A 17,991-nucleotide genomic window follows, 5' to 3' on the forward strand; every position below is an offset into this window, starting at 1 on the left:
GCCCATTAGAGGTCCGGTTATGGGTCTTGGCAGCCGCAAAGCGGACCGGCGGCTAGCGCCCACACCCGGACGTTCCAGTGGGTAACTCGCAGTCTCGAAAGCGGACATCCGTTCATCTCGATGATGCCAACTCGCTCATTCATGATTCAAAAATCAGAAGTTTTGCGTCGCCGTCAGTAACCGACTTCTAGCGTCACGACAGTCAGCCGGCCTTTGACCTTACCAACCAACGTCACGTTGCCACCCGGCCAATCAGGGCCGTTCATCGCCATGATGGCGCTGGACGTCATTTGAGCAGTAATAAGCGGTTGAAAAGTTGTTGCCCCCGGCGCGGTAACAATGGTGGTTTTTGCCCGATCATCGACCCAAGCCCCATAGCCCCAAGCCGTCCCGATCAATCGTAATGAGCGTCCGGAAGGTGGTGCTGGAAGGGGCGGCTCATCGAACTTCAGCCGTCCCTCGCATCCTACCTTGCTCAACCGGCCGTTAGAGAGTGTGCCTCCCTCATAATTGGCTTGTAGCGAGTAGCAGCGGCCATCGTTCAATGAGAGCGTGACGGGCAGAAAACCGGGAGACCACGCAGCAACGACGTGTGTTTTGCTCGTTTCAGCTATCGCAAATGCACCAACAACTTTGGCATGGCCCACCGCCGCGCCGCGCTTATACGCCGGATCGACGTGGATCAGGCTTGATACAGCCGTATCAGAGATGCGGGTTAGTCGCGGCGCACTAGGATCTGAGGGCACCGCGACACCTGGTCTTGATCCGCCGCCACCGTATCCGGCGGGCGGGACGAACTGCGCATGAGCGCTGATTGCTGCGACTGCTATCGCGATCCCCGGGCTCACGCGGGCATATGCTGATGCTTTGCTGTTCTTCATTTGCGACTCTCTGATCAGGGCAGCGTACGACCGTGATGGCAAATAGCTAGCCAGCATGCCGGCAGCTTGGTTGATGCAGAACTCACGGGTTTCGCATCGGCAAAGGAACGGCAGAAAAGCGACTCTGGGGGGGGCATAAAAAAGACAAAGCGTTACCTGTGAGCGTACGGTTTCGTGCCGACGATTAAGGTGTGTCGCTTCCTGTTCTGGCAGCATGTAGCGTCACGGGGTGAGACTAGACGATCCCCACAATTTCGACGGCTCCACTAAGGGAGACGGCGAACAAGAGACTGTGCACGATCTGGTCGAGCGCCTGGCGGAGCTTCGTTTGCTTGCTATTCGGCTGGACCTTAAGGTCGTTGGGGCGCTGATTGGCAGCGCAATCGGAATGATACCTCTTGTGAAGCATTAACTATGTCTATTACGCATGAGGAGCACGAGGCTTTGAAGGGCTGTCTGGAGGCGGTGCTAGTAGTTGCCGACGCGCACAGCCTGTCTTTGACTGCGGCGCGGATCAGCGGCGCGATCGACGCACTCGCTTCCGAGGCCGGCCCGAAAGTTAGGGCGTCGAGCCCCTCGCCGGTGCCAAGTCGTAAGGTGCCTTAAAGTTGTTGATCGATACTTTTAGTCCTGCCTCAGCCCGCCGGTTAGCGGCGACTAGAGGCCGCGGTCCGTGGTCGCGTCCGCTTGCGCCCACACCCGGTCGTATTCGTCGTCATAACGGTCACGATTGCCGACACTCATTCATCGGCTACAAGGAGATTGGACTAGGGGGGCGGAGACTGTCGCAATGATTGGCTTGTTGGCACTTACGGCAGCTATGATAGCTTCCTGTCCGGTTGAGCAGGCGCATTATGTTTTGCGCCACGATCCAAGCGTAACTGCCTACTTTCGCCCCGTCGACAGCGGTCCAGATTGGCCAAGCCATGTTGCGATAGCAGTCCGGCATAAGGAATTCGGGAAGACCTTTTGGTGGCTGCCGTGGAACGGCGGCTCGAACGGGCTCCAAAATGTTGCGTCTACTGAAGATGTTACCGCCAAAGGTTGGCAGCCGCCAAGTCCGGATGGGGGGCCTCGTCCATACGGAGACAGGCAATATACCGGAACCGATATCATGTATAATTTGATCAATCACGTTCCGAAGCAGGGAGAACCTGCTCCGGCTCATATGCTTTTCCGGGACGCGGCGGGTTCCAAAGACACCGCTTTCCTCGACAGACAATTTTTTGATCTTGTTGGTTGCCGGAAGGAAGGCAGTTAAGACCGCGTCACTTTCCCATCTGCCTCCTAAAGTGGACCGACCGCTGTCCAGCAATTTCGGCTATTCGGCTTCCGCCGATAGCGGTCGGCGCGATCTAACGGTATCAAGGGGCTACCTGAGAGAGCAGTCTTGAGCATGACGTTCTTAATCGCGATCGGTGCACCTGCTATCATCGCGATGCTGGTCGCCGATTTGCTATTCTATCGTTTGATAATTTGGGCCTTGTTCTCGCTGGTTGGCCGTCTTCCACCTTATCGGCCGGGCGGGCGTTACCAGTCACAAGCCGATCCCGAAAAGTATGCGCCGCTGCGCAGGCCACGGAACGGCAGCTACTACTGATTTCGAACATTTCTTTTGCGATCGGGAAATACAAACTGCGGTCCCATTTTTAAGTCTATTATGGGTGTGTTGGTGCTGCTATAAGGTAGAGATAGAAACCGGCTATTTTTTGCGCTTTTACAAAATATGTAATAATTAGTTCGTGCTTGCCGGTTCGGTTTGACGCAGAGCCATACGGACACATACGCTTAACGTCGACAAAGCGAATGTCCGATCGAACTGGATCTCGTTGAGCCGTTTCTTGCGTGCTGGTTATGTGGCAACCATACTTTTCCAGTACGCCCAAGATCGATACCGTATCTTTATTTAGCGGACCGCCGACATCACCCATTCCAAGCTGAGCATCAGCTGTCAGCATAGCGAGTGCGGTGGGCCAATCCTCCTTCGCACTTGCTTCCAATAGACGTTGAACAACTACGGCTGGCGTCTCGACGTTCGACATCACCATAATGTGAGCGGCACCAGCCAGTAATGCGACAGTGAGGCTCATAATAATTTACCTCGGCATCAAAGCACTAGCTTAGCTTTAAGGCGGATTGGCGCAAATCGAAAAACTCGGCCGACCGGCCCTTGCCCTACCTACCGCACGAACGTCCGCTTACGCCATCTGCCTCCTCGATAGCGGACGGTCTACATCCCCACCAATGCCGGCCATTCCGCTTCCGCCCAAAGGCGGACGAACGATTGCGGTCGCGGTCTCGGTTGGTTAGCTTCGCCAAACCTGATCTGAGGAAGCGTTGCGCATGCTCACCGTCTTTACCGTTTGTGCAAACATCCTGATCTACGGACTTCTGGGCTGGGCCATCGTGCGCTGGTTGGGCCACCGAGGCCATGCTCGTATAGCCGGACTCTTTCTCGCTCTCGGTTTCGCCCTTGGGAGTTTCGGAGGAAATGCGGCTGCGGAGCCCGAGAACGTTCTCCAACTCCGCGCGCTTGGTTCAGTTGTAGGGTTGGGTGCCCTGTCAGCATTGATGTTCTACCGGCGTCGCCGCACTACCCGATAACGTCTACCGAACGGCTGCTCACCTCCCCCTTCGCGACGTTGGCGACCGGCAAAGTAGACCCCAAAGCTGTATGGACCCGAAGCGCCCAAAGTCGGTCATTCCAGACCGATCTTTCAATCCCAAACCCTGCCACTCCGCTCATGCAAAAATCAAATGTTTTGCTCTAGCACTTTGCCATATCCGTCAACTATGTGTTGACCTTGTATCGTCAATGTAAGATTGACGGATCGTCAACAGGAAATTGACGGAGGGTATCATTCAGATTAATGAGCAGCAGGCCGTCAGAGAGCAAACGGCCGCTATCGTACTGAACTGGGCAGCGGGCCGTCAGCCTCCTTTTACCGGTGAGACCGCAGAGGGGTTTGCGAAAGCTATCACGGTAGCGCACCTGGTTGCAGACGAGGGAAGGATCAGCCTTCATCGCTGGATCGATGCAGCACGGCGAACTGGGCTGAGTTGGACGGATATCGGAAACGCCCTTGGCATCTCAAAACAGGCTGCCCAGCAGCGGTTCAAGTCCGCCGAAATGGGGGACGAACTAGCGAGCGGAGAAGGTGAGGAAATTGTTCGTCTTGGGGCAACCGCCTTTAACGAGATGAGCATCCTGCGCGAGGAAGGTGGGAAGGGTAATGAACTGGTCCGTACTGGCGCTCTCGCACTGGTATTTCGGCCAACTACCCACCTGTGGGAATATCGACGTAAAATTGGCAAAGCGTCGATAACTGCGGAGATGAAGAGGGCAGGATGGATATACGTATCTAGCTGGATGCCATTTCACTACTTTAAGCGATCGGTACCTGCGGAGTAATTTTTATAGGCCGCTTCTCGATGATGGTTCGAGAAGCGGCCTCAGTTTGAGCCCATAATGCAAACCCGCAGAGTTTTGCATAAAATATCTATGATATGGGATGCCGTGCGGATCGTTTTAGCCAGCGGCCCATCCGCCTTCTGGCAGCTGTTTCTGCCATTCTTCTTCTTTCGGCCAGCTGCCTGCCAGTCCCTGCCAGTTTTTAGCATACATGACGGTCGTAGGTATTGGCTCGCCGTCTAGAGACGCGCTGCATCGAAGTTTGGTGCTGGTGCTTCTCAGCCACACTTTCAGTTCACCGTCGCCGAATGACGTGAGCCACGGCTCTTGGTATTTTGCGAGAATCGCATCCTGCCGCTGCTGGCGTGGACTTGCTCACCGTTCACCAGCATCCGTTCCTGGCCCCACAACGTCCAGCTGAAGGCGTTATCTACCTGGATTACGGTGTTGCCGATCTGAAACTCCCAGCGTTGGCCGATCAGCCTCATTTGTCGCTTCTCCTCAACCAACGTTTTTGACAGCCAAGGCCAGAATAGGTGAGAACTTGGCGACAAGCTGCAACGTGAGCCTGAGCTTGTCCATCGACCAAAGAGCGGCAGAAACGACGCAACCTGCCGATTCAAAAACCTAATGCGTTTCCCGTGGGCATCCGACGTCGAGTTTCCCAAGGTGAAGTCCAAAAAGCGGTCGGACCGCTCACCACCAGTTTAAGTCGCACAGGTGGCTGATCTAGACGCTCAAAAACTGCAGTTCATCCGGATGAACGAATGTCCGAAAGTAGGAGGCGGGAAAGGGCACTTGAATGTCCACAAGTGGGTCAGAAGCGCAATGTGAGCAATGCGCCCGAAACTAAAGGGCCAGACAAATCACCTAGGAGCTCATCTCAAGATTATCATACCACCAAGCTGAGCAGCAACGTGAACAAAAGCCCGAAAACTCCGACCAGCGTTTCCATCGCCGACCAGGATCGGAACGTCTCGGCCAGGCTCAGGCCGAAATATTCCTTGAACATCCAGAACCCCGAGTCATTGACGTGGCTGAACATCAGGCTGCCCGCGCCGATCGCGAGCACCATCAGGTTGGGATCGACGCCGTGCGCGGCAATCAGCGGCTGGACGATGCCGGCCGCCGTCAGGCCGGCGACCGTGGCGGACCCCAGCGCCACCCGGATCACCATCGCGAGGCCCCAGCCCAGTACCAGCGGCGCAAGGCTCAGTCCGCTCAACCAGGCGGCCAGTGCAACGTCCGCGCCAGCATCGACGAACACCTGCTTCAGCGCGCCCGCGCCGGCGACGATCAGCAGGATGCCGGCGATGTCCTTCACCGCCTCTCCACTGCCCGTCGACAGCCGCGCCAGCGACGTGCCCCGCACGACGCCGAGGATCAGCATCGCGGCTAGCACGGAGATTAGCATCGTCACGACTGGGTTGCCGCCGAACGCGACCCAGCCCTTTGTAACCGGCGGGAGCGCGGGCAGCGTCATCAGGACGGTTGCGACTGCGAGCAGCATGACCGGCAACAGCGCGATCGCGAAGCTGGCGCTCGCGCTCGGCAGTTCCACGACGGCCTCCGGCGTATCGGCGGCGGGGCGGGGATGCGCCGTCATGCCGCGCAGGCTGCGGGCGAACAGCGGTCCGGCGATCAGCAGCGTCGGTATCCCGACCGCGAGGCCATAAATCAGCGTCAACCCGATATCCGCGCCGAACATCCCCACCAGTGCGGTCGGCGAGGGATGCGGCGGCAGGAAGCCGTGCGCGATCGACAGTCCGGACAGCATCGGCACGGCGAGATACACGGTCGGCATGCCCGAACGGCGTGCGACCGACAGGATCAGCGGCACCATCAGGACGAAGCCGACATTGTAGAATAGGGGTATGCCGACGATGAACCCCGCCAGCGCGAGCGCCAGCGTGATCGGCCCGCGCCCGACAGCATGGATCAACGTATCGGCGATGCGCTGCGCCGCGCCGCTGTCCGCGACGATCCTGCCGAACATCGCGCCGAGGCACAGGATTGCGGTCAGCGGCCCCAGCATGTCGGCGACTCCGCGGGTCAGCGATCCTGCAACGTGGTCGAGCGGCAGGCCGAGCAGCATCGCCGCCGCCAGTGCCGCGATCAGGAACGCGACGAACGGGTGCAGCTTTACCACCGAGATGAGCAGCACGAGCAGGCCGACGACAAGCGCCACCGCGAGGATGGTCATGGCGTGTCTCCTGCACGGGCAAAGGGGTCTTCTGCTGGCTCAGGCGACCGTCGCGGTCCTACGGCAGCGGGGGCGGGGCTCTCGTCGACGAGCGCGTACGCGACGATATCTTCGGCGCCGTAAGCCAGATACTGGTCGTGCGACCATCGCAGGTCGCCGGCGCGCGCGAACTTCCGGGGACCATAACGGCAGCGGACCGCGACTGCCGCATCATCGGCTACCGGACATCGTCCCCCGTTCCAGGGGTGCCAGGAGTCCGCGATGTCGGTGTCGTCAATGGCCATCCTCTATCCCGCGCGATCGTCGTCGGGCGCTTGTCGGGCCCGATGTGCCGTAAATCAACTCAGCCGAGATACCGTCCGGCCCAGCCCAAGCCGGCGACAGTCTCCGTCGCGGGCGCATATTCGCACCCGATCCATCCCGTGTAGCCAAGCGTGTCGATCTGTTCGAGGAGCCACGGAAAGTTCAGTTCGCCGGTTCCTGGCTCGTGCCGCCCCGGATTGTCGGCGATCTGGATATGGCCGATGCGCGGCAGCAGGCGCTCGATCGCGCGGGCCACGTCGCCCTCCATGATCTGCATGTGATACACGTCGTAGAGTAATTTGACGTGGTCGCGACCTACTGCGTCCATCACGTCCAGAACGGCGGCCGTGGTGTCGTAGAAATAGTTCGAGATATCGATCCGCGTGTTGATCGGCTCGAGCACGAGCGTGATACCGTCGCCCGCGACCATGTCGGCCGCGATCCGGACGTTGTCGATCAGGGTGCGGGTCCAGACCTCCCGGTCCGCGCCGGGGGCGATCTTGCCCGCCATGACGTGGAGTGTCCGGCATCCGGTCGCGCGCGCATAGGCCAGCGCCGTATCGATGCTCTGGCGGAACTCCTCGACGCATGTCGGGTCGGCCGCGATGCCGCGCTCGCCAGCTGCCCAGTCACCCGGCGGAAGGTTGAACAATGCTACCGTCAGGCCGTGTCGCAGAGCAGCTGCCGCCACCGCCTCGGCGGGCTCGCCATAGGGCGACACGCATTCGATCGCCTTGAAACCGGCCTTGGCGGCGGCGGCGAACCGGTCGAGGAACGGCAGGTCGGTGAACAACATGGTCAGGTTGGCGGCGAGGCGGGTCATGCGTGGTCCTCCGATGGCAGCACGAGCACCGCCCTGAAATCATTGACGTTGGTGCGGGTGGGGCCGGTGACGAGCAGATCGCCGATCGTTGCGAACAGCGTGCCGCTGTCATGCGCGGCCAGATACGTGTGGGCATCGAGACCGATCGCTGCGCACCGGTCTATCGTATCGGGGGCGATCAGCGCGCCGGCGGCCTTGCTGGCGCCATCCTCGCCGTCGGTGTCGCCTGCCAGCGCCCAGACGTCGGGCCGTCCCTCGATCGAACACGCCAGTGCAAGCGCGAATTCGGTATTGCGTCCGCCTCGCCCAGGGGTCTTTCCCGCCAGCGTCACGGTGGTCTCGCCGCCGGACAACAGGACGGTCGGCGTGGGTACCCCGCGGCGTACGAGCGCGGCCATCTCCTGGCCCAGCGCCTGGCTTTCACCCTCCAGGTCATCGCCGAGCAGGATGGGATGAAGACCCAGCGCTCGGGCAGCGTCCGCGGCTGCGTCGAGGGCGGCAGCCGGCGTTCCGATCAGGCGGGCATCATGGTCGCCACTGAAGAGTATGGTTGGCTCCACAGTGAGCAGCCGGGCGGACACCGCCGCCGGAAGCTGGTCGCCGAGCAATGCCACGACATGGCGCAGGTCCATGTCGGCGGTGGGATCGGGGATCGACGGACCCGATGCGATCGCCGCCATGTCGTCTCCGGGGATATCGCTGATCCCGAGTGTCACGACGCGGGCCGGATGTGCCGCGGCCAGCAGCTTGCCGCCCTTGATCGCGGACAGGCGGCGGCGAACGACGTTCATGGTGCGGATGTCGAGCCCGGAGGCGAGCAGCAGGCGGCTGACCTTCTGCTTGTCCGCCAGCGTGATGCCCGGTGCCGGCAGCGCCATGACCGACGATCCACCGCCCGATATCAGAACGAGCACCAGATCCTCGGGCAGCAGCCCGACGACCGCTGCTAAAATTTCGCGCGCGGCGGCCTCGCTGGCGGCATCGGGTACCGGGTGCGCCGCCTCGCGTACCATGATGCGTCCGGCGGGCATGCCGTAGCCGTACGGCACGACAACGATGCCCGACAGGTTGACGTCGGGCCAGGCCGCATCGACCGCCGCCGCCATCGACGCGGCTGCCTTGCCTGCCCCGACGACGATGCAACGTCCCTGCGGTTTTGGTGGCAGATGTTGCGCCAGCACGCGGGCGGGGTCCGCACTCGCCACCGCCACGTCGAAGAGATGGCGCAGCGCGTCGCGAGCGGTCTGGTCGGTCCACGGGCTCAGCTTGGCGATCGGTTCCGCCATCACGCCAAATCCACCGCGACGACTTCGTGTATCTTGATCTGCGGCACCTCGACGATCAGGCGATCGCCCTCCCGCCGGAACGTCGCGTCGCGTTCGGCTTCGAGCAGGCGCACGCGGCGCGGGGTGGTGCCGCGCGGCAGTTGCAAGGTCACCTGATAGGGGCCGGCCGGCAGCACTTCGCGCATATAGCCACGCATCGCCATCGGGTTGGTCAGGTTGACGAGATGTGCCGCCAGCGAACCCCGTTGTCGCCAATAGCTGATGTCGAGCAGTCCGGGGCCCGTCACCGCCATCGGCTGCGGCCCATCCGCCGCCCAGACGACCGCGTTGCGCAACAGCGCGAGATGGTCACCGGTCGAGTTTTCCCAGAACGTCCGATCGAGATCGAACGGAAAATAGACGACCCGGCCTTTGCCGAACCGGCGCGCATACACCATCGGCTCGTCGGTCGTCCGTGTCGCGGTATAGACCTTCTCCATCGGCAGGTCGGGATAGCTCGGGACCAGCGTGAACGCGGCGGGCAGGCTGGCGCCGCGGGGCCGGACGTGCACGCGCTTGGTGCCGGCGATGATGCGCGGCGTATCGTCCAGTCCGACGGTCAGCGGACCCGGTCCGCGCACAGTCAGATAACTGTTCTGGACGCGGCGATCGATCGTGCCGTCGAAGTCGCAGCCGAACAGGTCGGCGAGGCCGAAGTTCGCGCGGCGCTTGCCCCATTCGTCGTACAGCGCGGTTTCGTGGGTCGCGACGATCGCGCCGCCGCGCGCGACATAGCCGCGTAGCGCCTCGCATTGTGCGGTCGAAAGCGCCGCGATGTTGGGCAGCACGATCACCTTGTACCGATCGATCGCCTCGGGCTCGAGCAGCCGTTCGTCGACGAACGCGAAGGGCACGCGCGCTTCCACCAGCGCCTGGTAAAAGCCGTTGGTGGCATCGTCGGAACTGCCGCGCAGCGACTGTGCGTCCTGCGGCCCGCCCGAGCCGCCGTCGGCACGCTGCACCTCCTCGACATAATAGGTGTTGGTCTGCGACGAATGCAGCATCGCGACCTGCGCGAGATTGTCGGTGTTGCGGAAATACGCCTCGTGGCGGGCATGCCAGGCATAGGATTCGGCCACCGCCGGCACCCAGCGCTTGTCGAACACCTCCGCCTTGAATTTGGTCATCCACGGCCGGAAGCCGTGCGCCAGACCGTCGTGAAGGTAGGCGCGGATCTCGGTCGGCGCCTGCACCGAATCCATGAAGCGATAGGGGGTCGCCGTCTCGCCCACCGCGAAGATGCCGCTCATCGGCCGGTCGGGCATTAGGCAGGCGGTTTCCTTGGCGCTGCGGCCGTTCAACCACGCCGGCGCGTTGCCGCTGCGCGCCTGGCGATCCGCGAACAACGCGCGCGCGGTGCGGCGCAGGCGACGCGGATCGAGCCGTCCCCAGGTTCCGGGGGTGAAGAACGCCTGCGGATTGACCGCGGTAACGGTCCGTCCCCACAGCGCCAGCTGCTCGTACCGGACCTCGTCGTCCCAGACGAGATAGGCGCGCACCACCGGGTCGCTAACGTCGCGGAGCGCGGTGGGAAGCGCAAAGCCGCTCGCCGACTTGAATTTGGTCTTGCAGACGGCGCAGTGGCACAGCCCGGCGCCGCCCGCCCAGCGATTGCCGAACAGTCCGTCGACCGGATAGGTGGTGACGATCTCGTGCAGCACCTGCGGCATCCAGTCGAACGTGACCGGGCCATTGGGGCAGGTGAGATACAGATCGCGGTCGGTCGGATGGCGCTTGGGCTGGCCGGCGGCATCGCGCGCCACCCATTCGGGATGCGCGGCCAGCGCGTCGGCGCGCATCGCATGCGGATCGACGCGGCCGAGCACGCGGATGCCCATCGCCTTGCAGGCGTGGACCAGATCGCCGAACATGTCGCCGGTGCTTAGATACGGGCTGCGATAATGATAGGGCACCTTGGTCGGGTAGAAGGCGGTGACCCCGCCCGCGCTCAGGCACACGCCCTGCGTGCTGGTGCGTTTAAGGAAATCGAGCCAGAAACCGATGTCGTAGCGACCGGGATCGTCCTCGGTCGCGCAGATCTGGACCCAGCGCATCGGGCCCCATTCCCATCCTTCGCCCGTCGCAGTCTTGGTCGCCTGTCCGAACGCGACGCCAGGGAGGACCGCCGCGACGCCGAGCGCTGCCGCGCCGATCACGGTACGGCGGTCGATACCGTCCAGGCGCTCCGGCTGATTGCCGACCATTGCATCTCCTCCCATGGCGTATTCTTCTATTGGATAATCTTTATTACCACGACATGCGGCGGCTCTTCAAGCTGATTTAGCAGACGATCAGGAGGGTAATTAGAATATGCAATTACAACGGTCTCAATCCATTGCTCAAATCGAGGTAATGCATTTTTGGCTATATATACTTTCCAATTGAACTAATGGTCATCGCGCCCTAGGATCGCGCGATCGACGCCAGAAGGCGCAGCAGGAGAGGAGGACGAATGTTCCGCCAGTTAGTCACCCCGGTCGCCGATAATCTGGCGCTATCGTTCCTGGCCGCCGCTCTGCCCATCGTGGTCGTGCTCGTACTCCTCGGGATCGTACGGCGTCCTGCCTGGCAGGCGTCCATCGCCGGTGTCCTGGTCGCGCTCGTGCTGGCGGTGACGGTGTGGCGGCTGCCCGCCGGAATGGCGCTGAACAGTATTGTCGCCGGCGCGACGTTCGCGGCATGGCCGGTGATGTGGATCGTGCTCAACGCGCTTCTCCTCTACAACATCGCGGTGGTCACCGGCAGTTTCGAGGCGTTCCGTGCCTGGATGGTCCAGCATCTGCCCAACGACCGACGGGTGGCGCTGGTCGTGGTCGGCTTCTCGTTCGGGTGCCTGCTGGAAGGGGTCGCGGGCTTCGGCACGCCGATCGCGATTACCAGCGCGCTCCTGGTCGCGCTCGGCTTTCCGGCGATCGAGGCGATCGTCTTTACCCTCATGTTCAACACCGCACCGGTCGCGTTCGGCGCGCTGGGCTCGCCGATCATCACGCTGGGGGCCGTGACGCAGCTGAACGACGTCGCGCTCGGTGCGATGGTGGGCCGGCAGCTGCCGTTGATCGCCCTGTTCCTGCCGTTCTACGTGATCGCGGTCTATGGCGGCGTGCGGGCCGTGCGCGGCGTGTGGCCCGTCCTGCTGGTCGCGGGCGGATCGTTTGCGACGATGCAGTTCCTGTCGGCGAACTTCCTTGGCTATGCGCTGACCGACGTCCTGTCGTCGCTCTCGTCGCTGGTCTGCACGCTGATTTTCGTGAAGGTCTGGCGGATCAAGCCCGATCCCGCGTTCGCGCTGCGCGGCCCAGCCACGGCATCCTTAGGCGCGACATCGTCAGAAATGGCATCGAGCGCGACGGCCGCGCCCGCCGTTCCCGGCAACAGCCTGAAGGGCTGGCTGCCATGGCTGGTGCTGTCGGTCACCGTCATCCTGTGGGTGCACCTGAAGGTGAACCTGATCGGCGAGATCAAGGTGGCGTGGCCGGGGCTGCACGAGGCAATCTTCATCACGACCTATGGCAAGCCCTATGCCGCGATCTGGGCGTTCCAGCCGCTCGCCACCGGCACCGCGATCCTGGTCGCCACGATCATCACCGCGCTGCTGCTCCGGTTGACGCCTGCCCAGCTGGTGACGGCGATCCGGCAGACGCTCCGCCAGATCCGGCTGCCGCTCGCGACAACGATGACGATCGTCGGCCTTGCCTATCTGATGAACTATTCGGGTATGGCCTATACGCTCGGCGTCGGGGTCGCGTCAGTCGGACCGCTGTTTCCGTTCCTGTCCGCGTTCCTCGGCTGGCTAGCGGTGTTCCTGTCGGGCAGCGACACGTCGGGCAATGCCCTGTTCGGCAACCTTCAGGTTGTCGCTGCGCGCCAGCTCGATCTGAACCCGGTGCTGATGGCGGCGACCAACGCGTCGGGCGGCGTGCTCGGCAAGATGATCTCGCCGCAGAACATCTCGACCGGCACCAGCACCACCGACTGTCGCGGACAGGAAGGCGCGATCCTGGCGCGGACGTTCAAGCACAGCGTGTTCCTGACGCTGGTGCTCGGGGTGATCGTCATGCTGCAGCAATATGTCTTCCCCGGCATCATCCCGTCATGAGGCGCAGATGGCATGTGCTTGTGTCGGCGGTGACCGTGGCCACGCTTGCCGGGTGCACGACTGACGGGGCCGATCGCACGTATCTCGGGCCCTTCATGGCCGCCGAGCGCGCCGCCACGCCGTTCGATCCGATAACCGCGCGCCGGCCGACGACGGATTTCGCCAGCGCTTACCGCGTCCAGCACCGCTATGTCCGCCACCGACTCCGGGCTGGCGATACCGTGGCAGGCTATAAGGGCGGCCTGATGTCGCACGCATCGCTGAAGGCGCGGAACGTCGCCGAGCCGCTGGTGGGCGTCTTGTTCGCCTCGGGCCGGGCCGACGACGGCGCGACCATTTCGCTGTGCGGATACCGCAAGGCGTCGTTCGAGCTGAAGCTGGGCTATCTGCTGCCTTCGTCCTCGGCGGACCACAGCCGGGGCGTCACGGTCTTGCCGGTGATCGACCTGCCAGACATCGCCTACCGCGATCCCGATCAATACAGCGCAATCGACATGGTGGCCGCGAACGTGTCGGCGGCGCGCTACGTGCGCGGGGCGATGCGCGATGCCGATGGCGTCGATCTCGACGGCGTCCGCGTATCGCTGACGCGCGATGGGCAGCCGATCGCGTCCGGGCTCAGCGACCAGTCGCTCGGCGGCCAGCGGCAGAGCCTCGACACGGTGGTGACGCTGGCGCGAAGGACCGGACGCGCTGCACGTGCGAGGGACCTGATCGTGACGGGCAAGATCGGCGATCGCGGCTGGCTGCTGCCGGGACGGTATGCAGCGGATTACGGCCCGCTTGGTACGGTCCGCTTCACCGTCGTTGCGTGCGTCGTCCGCGGATAGGCGGCAGCCCCTGATCCTCCCCCGCAAGGGGGAGGTGGCGCCGAAGGCGTCGGAGGGGGAGGACACGGAACAGAGGTTTCGCTTTCCGCCCCCTCCGTCAGGCTGGGGCCTGCCACCTCCCCCTGGCGGGGAGGATCGTTCGCCTGTCGCTTCAGGCGTCGCGGCCGCGGGACCGTGGGGGGGCGACGATGTCGCTGCGCGCCAGCCGGCGGATGCTGGCCTCGAGGCGACGTTCGGCATCGTAGATCTCGCGCTGGGTGCGCATCGCCGTCGTCATGTGCAGCCGGGATGCCTCGCGCGCGCCGGCGACGTCGCGCGCCATGATCGCGTCGTAGATCGCCTGATGCTCGTGCAGCTGCGAATCCTTCTGCCGGCGATGCTCGTACAGGTTCTTGCGGTTCAGATAGACGTTCGAGCGCAGGATGCCTTCGATGCTGCGCATGAAGTGCAGCATCATCAGGTTGTGGCTGGCTTCGTAGATCGCGAAGTGGAATTCCGCATCGGTTCGGGCGATCTCGTCGACGTCCTGCGCCTCGTGTGCGACCACCATCGCCTCGAAACAGGAGCGGATGGCGTCGCGATCGACATCCGACGCACGCTCGGCCGCAAACGCCGCGGCGGCGGCCTCGATCTCGGACCGGAGTTCTAGGCAGTCGATCCGCGCCTCGGGCGTGTCCATCAACTGCGCGAGCGGATCGCGCAGGCTGCGGCCGATATCCTCGCTGACATGCGCCACGCCCTGGGCATTGGTGGTCAGCAGGCCCGCCGCGATCAGCTTGTCGAGCGCCTCGCGCAGCGACGGCCGCGACACGTCGAGCTTGGCGGACAGTTCGCGCTCCGACAGCAGACGCTCGCCGGGGCGAAGCGACCCCTCGAGGATCATCTGCTGGACGTGCTCGGCGATCGCGTCCGCGAGCTTTGCCGGCCTGATCGATGGTGCATTCATGAAAGGGGATCCGACATCATGCCATCATATAGCGTGCCCCGTGTCCGCCCGGAAGTACGGGCCGCACCGGTCATACCGGAATCAGCACCGCTTCGAATGCACCCACCGGCGGGAGATCGAACCAGCTTCGACCGGCATCGCCGGGACGCGCGCGGATCGTCTGGCCGCCGACCAGCGCACGCGCCTCGCCCGCCCGCGACCCGAGCACGCCGATACTCAGGCCGTGCAGCGGTGGCGGCGAGACGTACGTGCCGTTGCGCTGCCCCGCATAGTTGACGACGGTGACGAGCGAGGTGCCGTCGTCGCGGCGCATGACCATCAGTTCGGCGGGACCGGCGCCGGTCAGGGCGAAGCGCTGCGGGGGCGCGTAACGGGCGATGATGGCGGCGATCAGTTCGCGGTGCGCGGCCAGGCCGTCGCGGTGATAGTGCCAGCCCATGAACCACGGGATGTGGACCGTCTGCCCCTTGCCATGCGCGCGCACCGACACGCCCGGATCGGTGCGCGCGGCGACGCCCGGAATGGCATAGCTGAATTCGGGCGGGCCAAAGCGCTGGTCGGGAGCAAAGCGCATTAGCGTCTCCGCGTCACGCCGCGCCGCGCCACCGAAATAGAGGCCATCGAGCGGCACTCGACCGGCGATTTTCAGGATGCTCTTGGCGGGGTCGAGCGTCCAGCCCGCGATCGTCCGTGCCGCCGCGTAGCGCGCCAGCGGGAACGAGGCGAGGGGCATCTCTGTGCGTGCGTCGCCGCGGTCGTCGAACCCGGCGAACAGGCCGGTGGTGACCAGCACGCCACCATCCTGCACGAACCGATCGAGTGCCGCCGCTTCGCCATCCGACACGACCATGACGTTGGGCGCGACGATGACGTCGAACTCCCGGTGCAGCTTGGCGGCATCGGCCGCATTTCGGGGCTGGCGGACGAACCGGAACGGGATGCGTGCGTCAACCAGCGCCGTATAGAGCCCGCGAAACTCGTCGCTCTGGTATTTTGCGTACGGCGTCATGCCGGCCAGCCGACCGGTCGCGCCCGACTGATAGATCCCGACGCGCGCCGACTCCGCCATGCCGGCATAGCTGTCGGCGTTCGCGGCGCGCCATCTGAAGAGGCGGGACACCGGGGGAAGATACGAGGGATCGTCCTGACCGGCGAGCGTACCCATCAGGTACAAATCGAGCTTCGCGCCGACCCCCATCTGTTGCGCCATCCGATTCTCGTGACAGGCGCCACTCTCGGTCACCTGGCGCCACGGATAGTCGATGTGCGCGGTGGAGGTCGAGGACCAGGGCTTGCCGGGGCTGCGCGCGAGCGCGGACCGGCACTGCTCGCCCGACTGATACGCCCATTCCGGCGCGGCACGGTCGACCCGCCGCTGCACCTCGCCGCGGCCGACCTGCTCGACGCTGTCGTGCTGGGTAATCGGCACGCCGGGCGCGAGCTGATTGATGTGCGCCGAAATCCGCTGGCGCAGCGCCTCCGACGTGCGCGCCTGAAACGCCAGGTAATCGCGCCAGTTCGGGTCCGCGAACCCTTCGCGCGCGGGCAATTCCTTGCCGTACATCGCGCGAAAGCCGCGCCGGCAATTGTCGCAGACGCAGATGCCGTGATCGACATTGGCGTAATCCGTCCGCGGATAGCCGGTCATGTTGAAGAAGATGCCGTCCGGTTTGTACCGCGTCAGCCCCTCGGTCAGGATGCGCAGGCCGTAATCGAGCGCCCAGGCGCCGTTCGGGCAAGCCTGGTACGTGCCCGCGAATTCGCGCGGCGTGCCGTCGCGGTTGCGCATGAACCAGTCGGGATGCGCGTCATAGACCGGCTTCATCGCCTTGGAGAGATCGAAGCGGCCGATATAGGCCAGTCCCTCCTCGCGCGCCTCGGCGATCATCGCCTCGACGAAATCGCCCTTCATATACGGGTTGCGACGCTGATAGGGCAGGGCGGTGGGATAGAAGGCGACGATCCCGCCGATGTTGGAGACGATGACGTTGCCGCCGAACTGACGGATCGCGCGCGCGATCGTGCGCGGATCCTCGCGGATGTCGATCTCGCGCAGGTTCGTCTGGACGATACGGTAATCCTGCGTCCACCAGGTCTTCGGATCGAACCGGATATCGATACCGGGCCGCCCCTGCGCGAGTAGCGGGCCGGTCCCCGCCGCGATGCCTAGCCCTGCCAGCGACAGCGTCTGCAATACCCCGCGCCGCGATGCTGCCTTGAGGTCGAACCCGTCCATCACCGTCTCCCGTCGCGCGTCGCGCTCAAACCTTCGCGATCTCGTGATCCGCCAGGACCTCCAGCGCGCGCACCATCGCCGAATGATCCCAGTCGGCGCCGCCGCGCGCGACGCAGGCGCTGAACAATTGCTGTGCCGAGGCCGTGTTGGGCAAGGCCATTCCGAGCGACCGCGCCGTGTTCAGCGCGAGATTGAGGTCCTTCTGGTGGAGCGCGATGCGAAAGCCCGGCGCGAACGTCCGGTCGATCATCCGCTGGCCATGCACCTCCAGCACGCGCGATGCCGCAAACCCGCCCATCAGCGCGCTGCGGACCTTGTCCGGATCGACGCCGGCCTTCGCCGCGAACAGCAGCGCCTCGGCCACCGCCTCGATGTTGAGCGCGACGATGATCTGGTTGGCGACCTTGGTCACCTGGCCCGCGCCGACCGGGCCGACATGGGTAATGTTCTTCCCCATCAATTGGAAGAGCGGTTCGGCGCGCGCGAACGCCGTGTCGGAGGCGCCGCACATGATCGTCAGGCTGGCCGCCTTGGCGCCCACCTCGCCGCCCGAGACGGGGGCGTCGACATAGTCGCAACCCAGCGCCTCGATCCGCGCGGCGAACCCGCGCGTCGCGATCGGGTCGATCGAGCTCATGTCAATCACGCACCCGCCCGGCCGAAGCCCGGCGGCGATGCCGTCGGCCTCGAACAGCGCAGCCTCGACGTCGCCGGTATCGGGCAGCATCAGGATGACGATGTCCGCCCCGGCGGCGAGTTCGGCGGCGGACTGGCAGACGGTCGCGCCCGCCGCCAGCAGTTCGGCGGGCAGGGGCGAACGATGCTGGACCAGCAGCAGTTCGTGGCCTGCGGCCTGCAGGTGTCCCGCCATCGGCCGGCCCATGATGCCCGTGCCTGCAAATCCGATCTTCATGCTATTGTCCTCATCGATGCTGC

At 63.8% G+C, this 17,991-nt stretch carries 14 protein-coding genes; 4 read left to right on the forward strand and 10 right to left on the reverse strand.

All coding sequences use genetic code 11. The annotated features are described in order from the left end of the window. Positions 1-173: 173 nt before the first annotated feature. Positions 174-881, reverse strand: coding sequence for a hypothetical protein (locus tag NEF64_RS08310; protein WP_156360501.1), 708 nt, complete (start codon positions 879-881; stop codon positions 174-176). Positions 882-2,271: 1,390 nt separating this feature from the next. Between NEF64_RS08310 and NEF64_RS08315 the strand changes: the two genes are divergently transcribed. Beyond that, positions 2,272-2,481 (forward strand): hypothetical protein, encoded by a 210-nt coding sequence (locus tag NEF64_RS08315; protein WP_162235430.1) that lies wholly within the window; start codon positions 2,272-2,274, stop codon positions 2,479-2,481. A gap of 58 nt (positions 2,482-2,539) precedes the next feature. Here NEF64_RS08315 and NEF64_RS08320 read toward each other — a convergent pair whose 3' ends face one another. Continuing rightward, entirely contained in the window at positions 2,540-2,971 is a 432-nt protein-coding gene (locus tag NEF64_RS08320) for a hypothetical protein (RefSeq protein WP_156360499.1), read from the reverse strand. Positions 2,972-3,726: 755 nt separating this feature from the next. Between NEF64_RS08320 and NEF64_RS08325 the strand changes: the two genes are divergently transcribed. Next, positions 3,727-4,293 (forward strand): hypothetical protein, encoded by a 567-nt coding sequence (locus NEF64_RS08325; RefSeq protein WP_056409513.1) that lies wholly within the window; start codon positions 3,727-3,729, stop codon positions 4,291-4,293. Between the two features lie 290 nt (positions 4,294-4,583). Here the strand turns inward: NEF64_RS08325 and NEF64_RS08330 are convergent, their stop codons facing one another. The 5 genes from NEF64_RS08330 to NEF64_RS08350 form a co-directional block, all read right to left on the reverse strand. Continuing rightward, complete coding sequence (locus NEF64_RS08330; protein ID WP_056409511.1) at positions 4,584-4,781, reverse strand: hypothetical protein; 198 nt, start codon at positions 4,779-4,781, stop codon at positions 4,584-4,586. Between the two features lie 404 nt (positions 4,782-5,185). Then, positions 5,186-6,496, reverse strand: coding sequence for a gluconate:H+ symporter (locus NEF64_RS08335; RefSeq protein ID WP_056409509.1), 1,311 nt, complete (start codon positions 6,494-6,496; stop codon positions 5,186-5,188). 343 nt (positions 6,497-6,839) lie between these two features. Then, on the reverse strand, positions 6,840-7,622 hold the full coding sequence (gene otnI, locus NEF64_RS08340) for a 2-oxo-tetronate isomerase (RefSeq protein WP_056409507.1): 783 nt from the start codon (positions 7,620-7,622) through the stop codon (positions 6,840-6,842). Next, a complete protein-coding gene (locus tag NEF64_RS08345) occupies positions 7,619-8,908 on the reverse strand; it encodes a glycerate kinase type-2 family protein (protein ID WP_252574811.1) in 1,290 nt (429 codons plus the stop codon). Before NEF64_RS08345 ends, otnI begins: the two co-directional genes overlap by 4 nt. Then, positions 8,908-11,151, reverse strand: coding sequence for an alpha-amylase family protein (locus tag NEF64_RS08350; RefSeq protein WP_056409504.1), 2,244 nt, complete (start codon positions 11,149-11,151; stop codon positions 8,908-8,910). The genes NEF64_RS08345 and NEF64_RS08350 overlap by 1 nt, the downstream gene beginning before the upstream one ends. Before the next feature lie 248 nt (positions 11,152-11,399). On the opposite strand from NEF64_RS08350, the gene NEF64_RS08355 reads away from it, so the two are divergent. Beyond that, positions 11,400-13,043 carry an L-lactate permease gene (locus NEF64_RS08355; RefSeq protein ID WP_056409502.1) on the forward strand — a complete coding sequence of 548 codons (1,644 nt, stop codon included), beginning with the start codon at positions 11,400-11,402 and terminating at the stop codon, positions 13,041-13,043. Beyond that, positions 13,040-13,873 carry a hypothetical protein gene (locus tag NEF64_RS08360; RefSeq protein WP_156360498.1) on the forward strand — a complete coding sequence of 278 codons (834 nt, stop codon included), beginning with the start codon at positions 13,040-13,042 and terminating at the stop codon, positions 13,871-13,873. Before NEF64_RS08355 ends, NEF64_RS08360 begins: the two co-directional genes overlap by 4 nt. Positions 13,874-14,024: 151 nt before the next feature. Here NEF64_RS08360 and NEF64_RS08365 read toward each other — a convergent pair whose 3' ends face one another. From NEF64_RS08365 to NEF64_RS08375, 3 genes are all read right to left on the reverse strand, one after another. Further along, on the reverse strand, positions 14,025-14,819 hold the full coding sequence (locus NEF64_RS08365) for an FCD domain-containing protein (protein ID WP_056409498.1): 795 nt from the start codon (positions 14,817-14,819) through the stop codon (positions 14,025-14,027). Between the two features lie 70 nt (positions 14,820-14,889). Further along, positions 14,890-17,055, reverse strand: coding sequence for an alpha-amylase family protein (locus NEF64_RS08370; RefSeq protein ID WP_252574812.1), 2,166 nt, complete (start codon positions 17,053-17,055; stop codon positions 14,890-14,892). A 25-nt stretch (positions 17,056-17,080) separates the two neighbouring features. Then, positions 17,081-17,968 carry a 2-hydroxy-3-oxopropionate reductase gene (locus NEF64_RS08375; protein ID WP_252574813.1) on the reverse strand — a complete coding sequence of 296 codons (888 nt, stop codon included), beginning with the start codon at positions 17,966-17,968 and terminating at the stop codon, positions 17,081-17,083. Between the last annotated feature and the right edge of the window lie 23 nt (positions 17,969-17,991).

Source organism: Sphingomonas aerolata, from assembly GCF_023935825.1.
Lineage (GTDB): Bacteria > Pseudomonadota > Alphaproteobacteria > Sphingomonadales > Sphingomonadaceae > Sphingomonas > Sphingomonas aerolata.

Bases quoted from the DNA above. Each gene is read 5' to 3' on its own strand.
- NEF64_RS08310 (WP_156360501.1), bottom strand. From the start codon at position 881: ATGAAGAACAGCAAAGCATCAGCATATGCCCGCGTGAGCCCGGGGATC.
- NEF64_RS08320 (WP_156360499.1), bottom strand. From the start codon at position 2,971: ATGAGCCTCACTGTCGCATTACTGGCTGGTGCCGCTCACATTATGGTG.
- NEF64_RS08330 (WP_056409511.1), bottom strand. From the start codon at position 4,781: ATGAGGCTGATCGGCCAACGCTGGGAGTTTCAGATCGGCAACACCGTA.
- NEF64_RS08335 (WP_056409509.1), bottom strand. From the start codon at position 6,496: ATGACCATCCTCGCGGTGGCGCTTGTCGTCGGCCTGCTCGTGCTGCTC.
- otnI (WP_056409507.1), bottom strand. From the start codon at position 7,622: ATGACCCGCCTCGCCGCCAACCTGACCATGTTGTTCACCGACCTGCCG.
- NEF64_RS08345 (WP_252574811.1), bottom strand. From the start codon at position 8,908: ATGGCGGAACCGATCGCCAAGCTGAGCCCGTGGACCGACCAGACCGCT.
- NEF64_RS08350 (WP_056409504.1), bottom strand. From the start codon at position 11,151: ATGGTCGGCAATCAGCCGGAGCGCCTGGACGGTATCGACCGCCGTACC.
- NEF64_RS08355 (WP_056409502.1), top strand. From the start codon at position 11,400: ATGTTCCGCCAGTTAGTCACCCCGGTCGCCGATAATCTGGCGCTATCG.
- NEF64_RS08360 (WP_156360498.1), top strand. From the start codon at position 13,040: ATGAGGCGCAGATGGCATGTGCTTGTGTCGGCGGTGACCGTGGCCACG.
- NEF64_RS08365 (WP_056409498.1), bottom strand. From the start codon at position 14,819: ATGAATGCACCATCGATCAGGCCGGCAAAGCTCGCGGACGCGATCGCC.
- NEF64_RS08370 (WP_252574812.1), bottom strand. From the start codon at position 17,055: ATGGACGGGTTCGACCTCAAGGCAGCATCGCGGCGCGGGGTATTGCAG.
- NEF64_RS08375 (WP_252574813.1), bottom strand. From the start codon at position 17,968: ATGAAGATCGGATTTGCAGGCACGGGCATCATGGGCCGGCCGATGGCG.